Origin of the sequence: Fibrobacter intestinalis, from assembly GCF_900167415.1 — a bacterium.
Lineage (GTDB): Bacteria > Fibrobacterota > Fibrobacteria > Fibrobacterales > Fibrobacteraceae > Hallerella > Hallerella intestinalis.
This window is the reverse complement of the sequence record NZ_FUWU01000001.1, coordinates 1-13980: the sequence shown is the minus strand read 5'-3', so window position 1 is coordinate 13980 and position 13980 is coordinate 1. Positions and strand designations below refer to the sequence as shown.

Annotated in this window: 16 protein-coding genes; 9 read left to right on the top strand and 7 right to left on the bottom strand. The window is 46.0% G+C overall.

Going from position 1 to position 13980, the window contains the following annotated elements:
- Positions 1-163: 163 nt before the first annotated feature.
- The 3 genes from B5D40_RS00080 to B5D40_RS00070 are packed head-to-tail and all read right to left on the bottom strand — an operon-like array spanning position 164 to position 3175.
- Positions 164-766 (bottom strand): beta-ketoacyl synthase chain length factor, encoded by a 603-nt coding sequence (locus B5D40_RS00080; RefSeq protein ID WP_078775242.1) that lies wholly within the window; start codon positions 764-766, stop codon positions 164-166.
- Complete coding sequence (locus B5D40_RS00075; RefSeq protein WP_078775241.1) at positions 763-1851, bottom strand: methyltransferase; 1089 nt, start codon at positions 1849-1851, stop codon at positions 763-765. Before B5D40_RS00075 ends, B5D40_RS00080 begins: the two co-directional genes overlap by 4 nt.
- Positions 1844-3175 (bottom strand): aspartate kinase, encoded by a 1332-nt coding sequence (locus tag B5D40_RS00070; protein ID WP_073301896.1) that lies wholly within the window; start codon positions 3173-3175, stop codon positions 1844-1846. The genes B5D40_RS00075 and B5D40_RS00070 overlap by 8 nt, the downstream gene beginning before the upstream one ends.
- A gap of 119 nt (positions 3176-3294) precedes the next feature.
- Here B5D40_RS00070 and B5D40_RS00065 point away from each other — a divergent pair, with 119 nt between their 5' ends.
- From B5D40_RS00065 to B5D40_RS00035, 6 genes are all read left to right on the top strand, one after another.
- A complete protein-coding gene (locus tag B5D40_RS00065) occupies positions 3295-4194 on the top strand; it encodes a sigma 54-interacting transcriptional regulator (RefSeq protein ID WP_078775240.1) in 900 nt (299 codons plus the stop codon).
- Between the two features lie 82 nt (positions 4195-4276).
- Positions 4277-4768: a 2-C-methyl-D-erythritol 2,4-cyclodiphosphate synthase gene (ispF, locus tag B5D40_RS00060; protein ID WP_078775330.1), complete on the top strand. Its 492-nt coding sequence runs from the start codon at positions 4277-4279 to the stop codon at positions 4766-4768.
- Positions 4769-5070: 302 nt separating this feature from the next.
- Complete coding sequence (locus B5D40_RS00055) at positions 5071-5592, top strand: HD domain-containing protein (protein ID WP_078775239.1); 522 nt, start codon at positions 5071-5073, stop codon at positions 5590-5592.
- A 114-nt stretch (positions 5593-5706) separates the two neighbouring features.
- A complete protein-coding gene (serC, locus tag B5D40_RS00050) occupies positions 5707-6813 on the top strand; it encodes a 3-phosphoserine/phosphohydroxythreonine transaminase (protein ID WP_073301901.1) in 1107 nt (368 codons plus the stop codon).
- A 354-nt stretch (positions 6814-7167) separates the two neighbouring features.
- The gene (locus tag B5D40_RS00040) at positions 7168-7713 is read left to right on the top strand and encodes a hypothetical protein (RefSeq protein WP_078775237.1); all 546 of its coding nucleotides are present in this window, start codon (positions 7168-7170) and stop codon (positions 7711-7713) included.
- A gap of 133 nt (positions 7714-7846) precedes the next feature.
- Positions 7847-8512, top strand: a complete 666-nt coding sequence (locus B5D40_RS00035; protein WP_078775236.1) for a hypothetical protein — start codon at positions 7847-7849, stop codon at positions 8510-8512.
- Between the two features lie 80 nt (positions 8513-8592).
- Here B5D40_RS00035 and B5D40_RS15500 read toward each other — a convergent pair whose 3' ends face one another.
- Positions 8593-8739, bottom strand: a complete 147-nt coding sequence (locus B5D40_RS15500) for a hypothetical protein (protein WP_158222143.1) — start codon at positions 8737-8739, stop codon at positions 8593-8595.
- Between the two features lie 68 nt (positions 8740-8807).
- Between B5D40_RS15500 and B5D40_RS15135 the strand changes: the two genes are divergently transcribed.
- Entirely contained in the window at positions 8808-8987 is a 180-nt protein-coding gene (locus B5D40_RS15135) for a hypothetical protein (protein ID WP_143394452.1), read from the top strand.
- Between the two features lie 144 nt (positions 8988-9131).
- On the opposite strand, the gene B5D40_RS00025 is transcribed toward B5D40_RS15135, so the two are convergent.
- Together B5D40_RS00025 and cmk are read right to left on the bottom strand one after the other, a co-directional pair.
- Positions 9132-10886: a 30S ribosomal protein S1 gene (locus tag B5D40_RS00025; RefSeq protein WP_073305998.1), complete on the bottom strand. Its 1755-nt coding sequence runs from the start codon at positions 10884-10886 to the stop codon at positions 9132-9134.
- Between the two features lie 33 nt (positions 10887-10919).
- Positions 10920-11591 carry a (d)CMP kinase gene (cmk, locus tag B5D40_RS00020; protein WP_198951051.1) on the bottom strand — a complete coding sequence of 224 codons (672 nt, stop codon included), beginning with the start codon at positions 11589-11591 and terminating at the stop codon, positions 10920-10922.
- 25 nt (positions 11592-11616) lie between these two features.
- On the opposite strand from cmk, the gene B5D40_RS15495 reads away from it, so the two are divergent.
- Positions 11617-11754, top strand: a complete 138-nt coding sequence (locus tag B5D40_RS15495; RefSeq protein WP_158222142.1) for a hypothetical protein — start codon at positions 11617-11619, stop codon at positions 11752-11754.
- Between the two features lie 12 nt (positions 11755-11766).
- On the opposite strand, the gene B5D40_RS00015 is transcribed toward B5D40_RS15495, so the two are convergent.
- Positions 11767-12465 carry a hypothetical protein gene (locus B5D40_RS00015; RefSeq protein ID WP_198951050.1) on the bottom strand — a complete coding sequence of 233 codons (699 nt, stop codon included), beginning with the start codon at positions 12463-12465 and terminating at the stop codon, positions 11767-11769.
- 216 nt (positions 12466-12681) lie between these two features.
- Here B5D40_RS00015 and B5D40_RS00005 point away from each other — a divergent pair, with 216 nt between their 5' ends.
- Complete coding sequence (locus B5D40_RS00005; RefSeq protein ID WP_078775233.1) at positions 12682-13854, top strand: TraB/GumN family protein; 1173 nt, start codon at positions 12682-12684, stop codon at positions 13852-13854.
- Positions 13855-13980 lie beyond the last annotated feature (126 nt).

The window sequence follows — 13980 nt, the reverse complement described above, 5'->3', positions numbered from 1 at the left end:
TTCACCGCCCTCGCCAACATTCGAAAACGTTTTTTGGAAAAACCGGAAAAAATAAAAATGAAGGGAAAAGTCAAAGTGAAAATAGTGCTGCAAATTCCGAACGAAGCGTATGCAATAACCTTAGCAATTAAACGCCAGACATACAAAATTTTTTGCAGGAACTTCATTGTGGAAGTCTATTGTTCAAAAAATAAAGAGCTTGTTCTGCTGCGGTTTCCGTTGCGGGTAGCGAGGAATAATCCAGTTCACAAATGGCGTTCGTTTTTTTACTCGACAGGCGTAAAGCCAGAGCGCAAACAGGATTCGGATATTTTGCAATGGTAGCGTACTCCGCAGGGATTCGTTCATCGGCAAATACAAAAATCCGTTCTTTTTCCCGACCGGAAAGAATTGGCGCCACCGCTTCTTTCAACCCATTTTCAAAAGATTTATTCCCAGAAAAAACGGCACTGTAACCGACCATGTTTTGCTCTACAATAGAAGAGGCCGATGCAGGGATGTTGAAAACCGAAAGGCTGAATTGCGCCGGGGAAACTTCTCCGGAAGATAAAATGCCTTCCGAAATTTTATACTGCCGCTGGATTTCTCCAAATTCCGAAGCGAAAGTTACATGCGTATGCGAAAGCCCCTCGGAAACGTCATGAACCGTTTGTACAACCATTTTAGTAATGTCGCTAAGTCTCCGCCGAAATAGCATCGGAACGAAATTTAATTTTGGCGGGTGCTCATCCGTCCATGCAGAAAACCGGGTTACATATACATTCATTTTTTTTGAAAACGGAAAAGAGTGTAACTGTTGATTCCCAAATTATGATGCGCTTCCCGAAGAACAAATCCGCCATTTTCAACGGCTTGCTTCAATTCGTCAAAGCGATACATTTTGCTGTTTCCGTTGGCAATGCAAGTAAAATAAAGAGATGTCGCTTGTAAAGAATAAGAAGCGGCTTCAAATCGCTGCTTGTCCCAAATCGGTTCCAAAATATAAACGTTTGTATCCGAAGTTATCGCCGGGTAGATTTTTTTCAGAATTTTTGTAATCTGGTGCAGGGAAAAACAATCCAAAAATTGGCTCATCCAAATGGCGTCGGCACCATGCGGAAATTTGGTGGATTCGTCAAGGACGTTGCAAGGAATCGTTGTAATGCGATTTTCAAATCCAGCAGCTTTCGCATTTTTCTCGGCAACAGCGGTTTGACCAGGCAAATCAATAATGGAAACATTCACATCCGGATTGTATTTGCAGCATTGGATTGCCCATTTTGCCGTATTGCCGCCTATATCAAAAAGATGTTTTACCTTTTGTTCAAAAACTATCGGCAAAGCTTCGGGAAATGCCAAGTCCGAATAAAAATGATCAAAACCGAACCAACTTTTTTGAAAAACTTCGCTGGTTTGTGAAAGGCCTTCATATACAGTTGTCCAAGGACCAAAACGTTTTAATCCTTCGGGTTTCCCCGTCATAACGGATTTCATCAAATCATCGGCGCCTTGATAGCAAACGTCTTCCGAAAAATCCATGTTCACTTTGGTCATGTCGTCATTCAAAAGGAAAAATCCGATTTTCCCAAGAGTAAAAATCAGCTCTGAGGATTCCGATCTTTTCAATTTGAAAATTCCCATGCCAAGTCCCATTTCCATTAAGACGCCAACACCATATTCGGAAAGTTTCAGCTGTTCTGCAATTTGACGAATAGCGATTCCTTTTTTACGAGAGCTGCTGACAAGTTCTAAAATTCCCAAATCTCGCAGAGCGCGAGCGGCTTGAAAAGAAAGGGGGGCGAATGCGATTTTTTGCGCTTCAAATTTGGCATTTACCGCGTCAATGTCGTCTTGATAAAAAGAATCAAACATGGGATTTAACAAAAGCTCCATAAATTGCTTGAATGGCATTTTCCATATTGGAATCATCGACGCCAACCAAGATATTTATTTGCGAGGAACCTTGATCAATAATGCGGATGTTGATTTTCTTTTCGGCAAGAGCAGAGAAAAGTTTGGCGGCAATTCCTATCTGGTTTGTCATGCCGTGTCCGACAGTCGCCACAAGGCTGATCCCGTGGAAAACTTTGACCCTATCCGGGTGCATTTGCAGCATGATGTCTTCTAGAACGGCGTCCTGTACCGCTTCCAAAGCTTTGGAATCCACGACGATGGACATGGAGTCGATGCCGCTGGGACTGAGTTCGTAAGAAAGACCTTCGCCTTCAAGAATGGCAAGAACGCGCCGTCCAAAACCGACTTCCTTGTTCATCATGCTCTTTTCGATATAAATCATCGAAAAGCCTTTACGCCCTGCGATTCCCGTAATCGGAAAATCCGTTTTTTCCGGAGTCGGCCCGATAATCGTTCCGGCGTCTTCCGGGCGATTGGTGTTGCGGATATTAATCGGAATGTTTTTGGCGCGGCACGGTGCTATGGATTCGTCGTGCAGAACGCTTGCTCCCGAATAGGAAAGTTCTCGAATTTCACGATAGCTGACATAGCTAATGGGTTGCGGATTTTTAACGATTCGCGGGTCCGTCATCAGCATTCCCGAAACATCCGTCCAATTTTCATACGCAACGGCATGGATTCCATTTGCAAGAATCGCTCCCGAAATATCGGAGCCTCCGCGAGAAAAGGTCTTGACCTGTTTTCTGGGACCTTCGCCGTAAAAGCCGGGAACCACATAGAGCTGATTTTCATCGGACAATTTTTGCGCAATCGTTTCATAACTATTCGATGTAATGCGGTAGCGTTCATCAAACGCGATCAATTCAAAAGAATCCACAAATTGCGCGTTCAGATATTCCGCCATTAAACGGGCGCAAAGATATTCCCCGCGGGAAACCAAAAAATCCGTCGTTACGGTTTCAAATTCATTTTTTAATTGATTTTCCAAAGCCGACAAATCTTCTCCGATTTTTGTTGCCAGATGAAGATCTTTCGCTATATCAATATAACGGTCGCAAATCATTTTCCACGGAACGGAAAAATCCAGATTTTTGGAAGCGAGGTCGTAAGTCGTGTACAAAAGATCGGTAAGCTTCGTTTCCTGAGGATTCCGTTTTCCGGGAGCTGAAACGACAACGACTTTACGCCGTTTATCCGCCTCTACAATCGCTTTGACTTTTTGAAACTGCTTGGCTTCTGCAACAGAGCTGCCGCCGAATTTGCAAACGATACGATCTGCCATGGATTATCCTTTTGTAAAAAAAGATTCTTTTTGTAAAAAATAGAAAATCATGGTGGATTTTTTGGAGCGAAAAACGTCTTCATCTGTAGATTCCGCCATTCTCTATTTTTGGAGGAAAAATGGAAGTTCATAAACTTTTGGATATCGCGTCTCGCTCGTCTGTTCCTGTTCTTATTTGTGGAGAATCTGGAACTGGTAAAGAGGTGATGGCTCGTCGATTACATCAAATGAGCGATAGGGCAAACGCCGCATTCATTGCTGTGAATTGCGGAGCGATCAGTCCTGGCCTTGTTGAAAGCCTGTTTGAAGGTTCCTGCCGCGGAGCCTATACGGGAGCCGTAGCAAATCAGTTGGGGTTTGTACGGGCGGCGGATCATGGCACGCTTTTTTTGGATGAAATCGGCGAATTGCCGCTTGAAAGCCAAACCCGGCTTCTGCGTATTTTGCAAGAGCGGGCGGTGACGCCCATCGGAGAGCAGCGCAGCATTCCCGTTGATTTTCGTTTGATTTGCGCAACGCACCGAAACTTGCGGGCGTCAGTGAATGCAGGGCGTTTCCGTGAAGATTTATTTTTCCGATTGAATGTTTTCCCGATACATCTACTGCCACTGCGGGAACGCTTGGACGAGTTGAAATCCATCGCTTTCGATTTATGGAAAAATTTATCCTCTCGCCTTTTGAACGATGACGAAATCAAAAGCCTTTGCCGCTTTCCATGGCCAGGAAATGTCCGCCAACTAAAAAATGTATTGGAACGCTATCAATTGCTGCAAGATTTAGGCGTTTCGTTAGAAAGCGTACTTTCGGAAGAGCCTTGGGATTTGCATCCTTTTTCAGGCTGTATTCAAGAACCGCGCCGAACTTATCGTTACGGCAAAACGCCTTCATGGAAAAGCATTCAAAACGCTTTAATGGAATGCGCGGGCAACAAAAGCCAAGCGGCAAGGTTCTTGGGCATCAGTCGAGGATCTCTGTGCTATCAATTAAAACTCCGAGCGAATAACGTCAAAGAATCGTAAAGATGACAGCAACTTTGCTATTCACAAAGAAAATTTTTTCATTCGGATTTTATTATTTTACTTCTTGAAAAAAGGAATGATTATGGAAAAAGTTTTTCGCACAGGCATCGGATTTGATGTTCATCGATTGGTAGAAGGTCGTAAATGTATTCTCGGAGGCGTGGATATTCCTTACGAAAAGGGACTTCTCGGGCACAGCGATGCAGATGTTTTGTTGCATGCGATCAGTGACGCGCTTCTCGGAGCCGCGGGGCTTGGTGATATCGGCACCTATTTTCCCGATACGGATCCCGCTTTTAAAAATGCGGACAGTCTGGTGCTTCTTGCTAGGGTGCGGGAAGAAGTGGAAAAATCGGGATGTAAAATTGAAAGCCTGGATAGCGTCGTCATTTGCGAACGTCCTAAAGTCAATCCTTATCGCGAAGAAATGAAACAAAATGTTGCTCGGGTATTGAACATTGACGTAAGCCGCATTGGAATCAAAGCCAGCACTTCAGAAAAGCTCGGCTTTACGGGACGCGGCGAAGGAATCGCTGCTCAAGCTGTTGCAACAGTCAGTCGAATCTATCAATGATTAGAATGTTCGAGGGGCTAGCTGATAACGAAGCTCTCTATAATCTTGTGAAACGCATTTGCTTCATGAACCTTCGGTATGACGGTGCAAAACGTGCGCAACAACGATGGCGAAGTTGAAATTTAACCCTTTTATAAGTAAAATTCTCTCAAGTATCCATCATCGGCGGTAAACCTCCCCAATTCATCTGTATTTCAAAATAGCCGTAGAACGTCATATTCCCTGACAAAAAGCGAAAAAGATTCGCTTTTTAAGACATCACGAATCTATATTATGGATAGAAACATTTCTAAAGGAAGACCATGACTTTAAATGAAGCACTCGCCATTGCCGAAAAGGCTCACGCAGGACAGAAAAACAAAGCCGGCGGCCCGTATATCGACTTTCTCAAAAGCGTTGCGGATTTTTTGAAAAACAAAGGGGAACCCGAAGAAGTTCAAGTTCTTGCTGTTTTGCAAGACGTTCTCACCCCTTCTACCAAACTCTCTAAAGAAGATGTCATCAATATGGGAGTTTCCGAAGAAACGGTCGATCGTATTTTAAAAATGACTTATCACAAAAATCAAGGTTGGATTGACGAATATAGTTGCAAACTGATGGCGGAAGGCATTCCCGCCGAAGAAGCGACTTACGAAGCCAGAGAAAAAGAATTCGTCAATTTTGTAAAAACCTTAAAGGACGATCCGCTAGCTTCCAAAGCCAAAGCTGCCATTTTAAGCGTTCTCCAAGAAGACAAATATATTCACAGGCAGGAACGCCGAGAACTCAAAACCCAATTCCGCTTGAAAAAATATAAATCGGCGATTGCGGCACTGGAAAGCTAAAAACAAAGGCAGGTCATACTCACCTGCTTTTTTTCATTGTCACCAATCCTTCCTTTTGTTACATTTTATCGCAAGATTGCCCTATGGGCAAACACTCAAATAAGGACACATACCATGGCAAATAAAGTCTATAACTTCAGTGCAGGACCTTCTGTTCTGCCGGAACAAGCCCTTAAAGAAGCTTCCGCAGCTTGCATGGATTTTGCAAATAGCGGAATCAGCATTCTTTCTATGAGCCATCGTTCAAAGCCCATTGGAGATATGTTCGCTGAAACGGAACAATTTCTTCGCGATCTGATGGGCATTCCCGAAAATTATGACATCGTTTTCTTGGGTGGCGGTTGTTCCTTATTATTCTGCATGGTTCCGATGAATCTTCTCGGCCAAAACGCTACCGCCGATTACGCTGATACTGGCGTTTGGGCAAGCAAGGCTTTGAAAGAAGCTAAGCAATTCGGTAATGTGAATGTCGCCTGTTCCACTAAAGCCGACGTGTACAATCACATCGACAAAAATTTGAAAATGAGCGATAATGCCACATATCTGCACATCACCGGAAATAATACCATTTATGGAACGGAATGGCACAGCTTCCCGAAGCCCAAATCCGGTTATCTCGTTTGTGATATGAGCTCCGATTTTCTGGCTCGCAAAGTCAATGTTTCGGATTTCGGAATGATTTACGGCGGTGCGCAAAAGAATATCAGTTGCGCTGGCGTGACCGTTTCCATTATCCGCAAAGACCTTCTTGGCAAAGTGGACCGCAACATCCCGACAATGCTCAATTTCCAGACGCATATCGATGCCCAGAATATGTTCAACACGCCTCCGGTATTCGCCGTTTATGTGATGAACAGAACTTTGAAATGGCTCAAAGATATTGGCGGCGTCGATGTTATCGAAAAAATCAACCGTGAAAAGGCGGCTCTCCTTTACGGTGCTCTGGACGCTTCCAAGATTTTCGTCGGTACGGCAGCCAAAGAGGACCGTTCGATTATGAATGTTCCGTTCGTATTCAACAAGGAAATCGTTTCTGCGGAAAAGAACGATGAACTTGCCAAAGAATTCTTGGATTTTGCAAAGGCTCGTGGACTTCAGCAGCTTAAAGGCCATCGCTCTGTCGGCGGTTTCCGTGCTTCGATTTACAACGCCATGCCTAAAGAAGGCGTACAAGCTCTCGTTGATTGTCTTGGTGACTTTGAAAAGAAAGTTCTGGGATAATCTTTGTAAAAAATGCACTGCGGATTTTCCTTTGGGAAAGTCCGCTTTTTTTGTTGTCAGTACGGAACATTTTGCCTATAAAATCTCATAAAAAACACGATGATGCCAATCCGAGTGTTCTACAATTTCAGATAAATTTGTATCTACATTGTTTTTGGGGCTTATATATAAAATGCCTTCTGCAAGTTAGTGTTTAGGGGGTAGTTGGAACTGAAAACGGATAACCGCGTTCCCCTTGCGAAAAGGAATTTCTCGCTTTGAAAAAATGAATAGCAAGTATTTGGTGAAGGATTGTGTGGAAATTTCTTATTTTTTTTCTGTGATTTTACATCCTGATTATCTAAATTGTGCCTCATGAAAAAAGCAATTTGTTTGAAAAAATTATTTTTAGCTGTATTCTTTTTGTGCGCATCCGTTTTTGCCGATTCCACAACGGTCAAAAATCTTTATCCTAAACAGCATCGCGGCTTTTACAGCAGCCAAAATTTCGGCGTTTCCTTTATCGATTTTGAAAAGCATTCCGATGATAACTACGCCAAATTCAGCGGCGTCAGTCCAAACCTCATGGAATTTCGTTTTGGTATTGGCATCGGAAATGTCATCGCATTTTACACGCAATTCAATTTAGGAACTTACATAGGCTCTTCGAAATGGGGAGATTCGGATTGCGACGATGAAATTTGCCGAACGTATGATGATGAAAGCAGTAGCGGTGACGCCTCCTTTGTAAGAACCTACGTCGCCTTTGGAACATCTGTTTATCCTTTCCGCGATACCAGTTCCGCATTGAACGGTTTTTTTGTGGGCGGCTCTTTCGGCTACAGCCTTGATGCCTCTCTAATAAATACAAACACTCAAAGCGTCGATCTTGCTTTCACTTTGGAAATCGGCAAGGACTGATGGGTTAGCGACCAGCTTTCTTTAGGCGTGGGGATCTCCTATTTTCGCGCGTTTCCGCAATTCGAAGCCCTTTCGGACTTGACGAACGCCGTCCAAGGATTTCATCTTCTGTTCCGTATGACACGAGGATAAGATGAAATTTTTCTTCAAAATCTGCCTGTTGGAACTATTGGTGACATCTATTGCTTTGGCGGATTATCCCAAAGAACATCGCGGATTTTATTTCAGCTTCGGATCGGGATTTTCTTATTATAACGCGAAGTATTCCGAAACAACCTCTTACCAAAAAGAGGAGCATTCTTTCTCCGGTTTTTCTTTTGCCAGTATGGATTTTCGCTTTGGACGCGCCATCGCCAACGCCGTAGCCCTTTATGCGGATTTCAATTTGGCTTTGCCGCAAGGGTATCTAGAGGCGACAACATACGAAAGGAACGAAAAATATGCCGACTGGAGCCTATACGAGGATATCTCCACCTGGGAAGACGTTTTCAGTTTTTCCGGCGGAGGCGGTTTGGGAATCGAAGTTTATCCTTGCCGATACCCTCGAACATTTTGGCGAGGAATCCATTTTGGAAACGCCATCCTATTGGACTATTCTATTTCCAACATATTGAATAAGGATGCTTCTTTTGAATTGATTGGACTTGCTTGGCGCACAAGCTCGGGTTTGGACTGGTGGGTAAACGATACTTGGTCAATCGGCATTGAAGTGGCGCAAATTTCGCAAATTTGGGCACAAGATGTAAATGACTTCACAAACCAAAAGTTCCAGATTCTTTTCCGTATCACGCACCGCTAACTTCCTAGGATCAACACGATTATGACAAACTCATTGCTAAATACTATATTTCGCCCGCACGTTTTTCTATTTCAGAGGTTTTATGCGTAAGACGTGGATTCTTCTTCCCATTCTATTATCGATTTGCCTTTGGGGATGCTCTTCAAGACCCGTTTCTTTTGGTTCATACGACCAAATCCAAGGGCGCGATTTTGTCCGCCTCCCCGCTTGCGAAACATCTGCATCATCCTTCGCCCTTTTTGACGTCATCCCCATCTGAGCCACCAGCCGTGAGCGAAAAATCAAGCGGCGTTTATTGGAACAGTGCGGTGGCGACGATCTGATCGACATCAAAATTTCCAGTAAGCACACTTGGGCGGTTATAGGAGTTATCAACACGCTAACCGTTTCGGCAACCCCGATCAAATTTCTAGATGCTAAAGGAACGCAGCCCGCAGCATCGGAATCCTCTATAAACGAATACCCCGAATTTTAATCGTTTCCGACAATAAAATTCCAAACCCGCTTTGGAATTTTAGAATTAGATTCGCCAACTTCACATCCATTTTCGCCAGTTTTTTTGCAACAAAAAATCCCGAGTCGCAAGACCCGGGATTTTCAAATCGAATAGGAAGCGGAATTACTTGGCTTCTTCTTCAGACTTTTTGGACTTCTTCGCCGAAGAAGCTTCACCGATCGTGGTGCCGCTTTCGCCGGCCTTGTGCGAATCCATCCAAGCCATCAGCTCGGCAGATTCACGGTTTTTGAAATAGTCCACGACCGAAAGGCAAATCTTGCGGTTGGTCTGGTCAATTTCTGTAACCGTCGCCGGGAGTTCGTCGCCGACCTTGAAAGCGTCCGCCGGAACCTTGATGTATTCGGCAGTCAGCTTCGATACAGGCACGAATCCTTCCAGACCGTTCGGCAGTTCCACGACAACACCGCGATCCAGCAAGCGGACAATCTTGCCCTTGACTTCGGAATCGATCGGGTAGGTCGTTTCAACAACATCCCACGGATCTTCGGTGAGGTGCTTCATCGAAAGGGAAATACGACGCTTTTCCTTATCGACGGCGAGAACGACGCATTCGACTTTGTCGCCCTTCTTCACCATTTCGGACGGGTGATTGATTTTCTTCGTCCAGGACATATCGGAAACGTGAATCAAGCCATCCACGCCGTCCTTGATTTCCACGAATGCGCCGAAAGAGGCGAGGTTGCGGATTTCACCGACAACGCGAGCGCCCGGAGGCAGTTCCTGGTCAATCTTTTCCCACGGATCTTCTTCAAGCTGCTTCAAGCCCAGAGAAATGCGTTCCTGTTCTTCTTCCACCTTGAGCACGACCGCTTCCACTTCCTGACCGATGACCAGAATTTTGGACGGGTGCTTGATGTGCTGGGTCCAGGACATTTCGGAAACGTGGATGAGGCCTTCGATGCCGTCTTCCAATTCCACGAACGCGCCGTAATCCGTAATGGAAACGACTTTGCCCTTAACGACCATGCCTTCCGGATAGCGAGCGGCAATGTCCTTCCAAGGATGCGGACGGAGCTGCTTCATGCCCAGAGAGATGCGTTCCTTCTTGTCATTGAAATCGAGTACCATGACTTCGACTTCATCGCCGAGCTTGACCACTTCGGACGGATGATTGATGCGCTTGTAGCTCATGTCGGTGATATGGAGCAGGCCATCTACGCCGCCGAGGTCGATAAATGCGCCAAAGTCGGTGATGTTTTTAACAATGCCCTTGCGCACTTGACCCTTTTCAAGATTTTCAAGAACCTTGTCGCGCTGGCTGTTGCGCTGTTCTTCAAGAACGACGCGGCGGGATACGACGATGTTGCGACGAGCTTTATTGACCTTGATGACCTTGAGTTCGAATTCCTGGCCGAGGAGGGCGTTGATATCCGGAATCTGACGGAGATCGATCTGGGAGCCCGGCAAGAAAGCGTCAATGCCGAACAAATCTACAACCACGCCGCCCTTAATACGCTTTGTGAGCGTTCCGCGGACGATTTCGTTATTTTCAAAAGCCTGATGAATGCGTTCCCAAACGCGGACAAAATCCGCCTTCTGCTTGGAAAGGACGAGACGGCCATCATCGTCTTCGAGCTTTTCAATGTAAACTTCGATTTCCGATCCGACTTCGGGAACATCGTCGTCTTTGAATTCATTGCGAGAAATGACGCCTTCGGATTTGAAGTTCACATCGACGAGAACTTCCTGTTCGTTTACCTGGCTGATTTTTCCAGTAACGACTTTGCCTGCTTCAAGACCTTCCATGCCAGCGTAAGCGGCAGCTGCCTGATCCGAATTGATGGAAGCGAGTTCCTGTTCCGCGTCAAGAATTTCTTTAAGATCTTCTTCGGAACCGAATTTGAGTTGTTGAGACATATATAATATAGGGTTGCGGAAAAGATATCGAAGTTACGCCACTACACCTACGCGGTCTTCGATAATCTTTACCTGTTGTTGGATTGAGAGTTGTGTAGTGTCAATTTCAATAGCGTCTTCCGCTTTTTTCAGCGGAGCCGTTGCGCGGGAAGAATCTATTCTATCCCGTTCGGCCAGATTCTTTTCGATTTCTTCCAGGGTCATCGGAATGCCTTTTTGCTGGCATTCGAGATAGCGCCGTTCGGCGCGAACCTTGAGGTCTGTCACCAAGAAGAACTTGAAATTTGCATGGGGGAATACGACCGTCCCAATATCCCGGCCATCGAGAATGCAGTTGCATTCTTTTGCGATTTCGCGTTGCCACTGGGTAAGGGTTGCCCGGACTTCGGGAATGGCGCTGTAAGGACTGACCGCTTCCGTCACTCGCTTGCCGCGGATTTCCTGCTCGCAGTCCTTGCCATTTATCAGAATGTGGTTTTGTTCGTCAAAGCGAATTTGGGTGGACTTCAAAAGCCGGTCTATCCCCGCCTTGTCGTCTGCGGCAATTTCATTTTCCAAAGCGGCAAAGGTAATCGCCCGATACATGGCCCCTGTATCAAGGTAAGTAAAGCCGAGATCTTTGGCGACGAGTTTCGCCGTAGTACTTTTGCCCGTTCCGCTAGGACCGTCAATCGCGATGATGATATGGGATTTGTTCGTATTCAATGTATGCCAAATTTAGCTTATCTCGATGAAATCTGAAATGACCGCCTTAAAAAATGGCTTCGGTAAAGAGGATGAAAACGAAAAGCGGGCAATAAATAGATTGTCCGCTTTCATGACGCTACAGCGCAAGGTTTCGCTGTCGATGTTTAACAATGGATTTTAGGAGCGACCCCAACTAGAAGTCGGAAGTGGCACCGCTGGCGTCGTCTTCGGGACCGTAGTAGCCGTCTTCTTCGACGTTGGAAGTTTCCGGTTCAAAAACCTGTGAAGGCTCGTCCGAACTTTCCGAAGAGAAGTCTTCGGTCGAAGAGGTTTCTGTTGTCGAGGATTCGCCGTCGTATTCCTCTTCTGGCGGGCGAAGTTCTGCCGTGCTGCCGTATTTGCGTTTTTCTTCTTCGGTCAGCTTGTTCGTATAGACTTCGACTTCCGGTTCTTTTTGCTCGTCTTCGCCGGCCATGATGCGCTTGCCTTTCTCGAGGGTGCGGTTAATGCGTTCCTGGCGCATTTGTTCCAGATTGGTCCCGACCTTCTTTTCTTCTTCGGAAACGATGTACTTTTTATTGAAGTCGTCGAGGACATCTTTAATGCCGATTAAACGGCCTCGTCCATCTACACGCCACGGCATCTGTTTCAATGCGGAAATACGGAGACGGCTTGCTGCCAAGCGGTATTCCTCTTTCATCAGGCCGTTCTCGTCTGTGATTTCCTCCGCTTCATCCGGAGTCACAAAGCTCAACGCTTCCGGCCAATGTTTACCCTGGGAGTTTACCGTGAAACCGACCAAGGCATCATTGATTGCCACAGGATCGTTCGGCTGAACGCTGGCGCATCCGACCAGCAATGCCAAAATGGAACCCAAGACCACCTTTTTCATATCAACATCCTCCAAGATATCAATTATGAGAAAAAATATAATCAAATTTTTAAAGGGAATAACGGATTTTATCTATCATTGCAGTCATGTCCAGCTCTGCAAATTCCCTTTTGAATCCTTGGGACTGGTGTTTTTTGCCATTTTCCCCTATGAAAGGTTCAAATTGTCAAAGCGCAGACTTTTGGGCTTATGCAAAACAACTTTCCGAGGCTCCCTATGACCGAAAATGCGGATATTTGCCGGATAAAAATCGCCGATGACAAAGAATTTGTTTTGGTGGGCACAGCACACATTTCCCAAGAATCGAAAGATTTAGTCACCCAAGCGATTCAAGAGGAGTCCCCGGACACCGTTTGCGTTGAATTGGATGAAGGTCGGCTCAAATCGCTGGAAGATCCCGACCGCTGGAAAAAAAACGACTTGAAAAAAATTATCCGAGAGCACCAGTTGGGAACGCTCATCGCCAATTTGGTTTTGGGTTCTTACCAAAAAAGAATGGGTCTTTCGACCGGAGTGCGTCCAGGCGCGGAACTTTACGGGGCCGTCCTTTCCGCCCGTTCCGCAGGCATTCCGATTGTTCTGGCCGACCGGGACATTAAAGTCACATTGCGCCGTACGTGGAGCTGCACGCCGTGGTATCGCAAGTTCTCGCTCATCGCCTCTCTGTTTGCTAGCCTTTTTGACAAAACGGAAATCAGCGAAGAAGAACTGAAACGCATTCGGGAGCGGGATTCGCTGTCCGCGATGATGGAAGAATTCGGAAAGACTTTCCCCGAAGTGAAGTCCGTTTTGATTGACGAGCGCGACCAGTATCTGGCAAGTCGAATCCGGCATGCGTCCGGGAAAAAAGTGCTGGCTGTCGTCGGAGCGGGGCACGTCCAGGGAATTCGGAAAATTCTCGAAGAAAATAAGCCACTCCCCGAAGAATCCACCCTCTGCCAGATCAAGCCCTCGTCCCCGGTGTTTAAAATTCTCGGCTGGACGATAACGGTCGCCATCATTGCGTCGATTGTCGGCGTCGGCATTCACTCGGGACTGGAAAAAGCGGGAGAAGTGACTTTGAACTGGTTCCTCTATACCGGAGGCGGAGCCATGCTGGGTTCCATTATCGCCGGGGCCCACCCGCTAGCCGTGCTGACCGCATTGATTGTTGCTCCTTTTACGGGACTCACCCCTCTAATCGGTGTCGGTTTTTTTGTCGCTCTCGTACAAGCTTATATGCGTCCTCCGCGCGTGGCGGAGTTTGAAACCGTTTCCGAAGATATCTGGAAAATCTCCCGCTGGTGGAAAAACCGCGTTACGCGAGTAATCCTCTGCTTTTTGCTTCCCGGGTTCCCTGCCATCATCGGAAAAATTATTGCCCTGATTGGCATTTATCGGGCGTATTAAAGATTCAAATAGCAGCTTTCTGTCTTAGCGAGAATGTAGCGCTTAACCGCAACTTGGAAAAAATTGAGGAAGCTAATAAGGTGTATATTTCCAACCAAGGAGCCACCTTATGGCAGAAGAAAATAA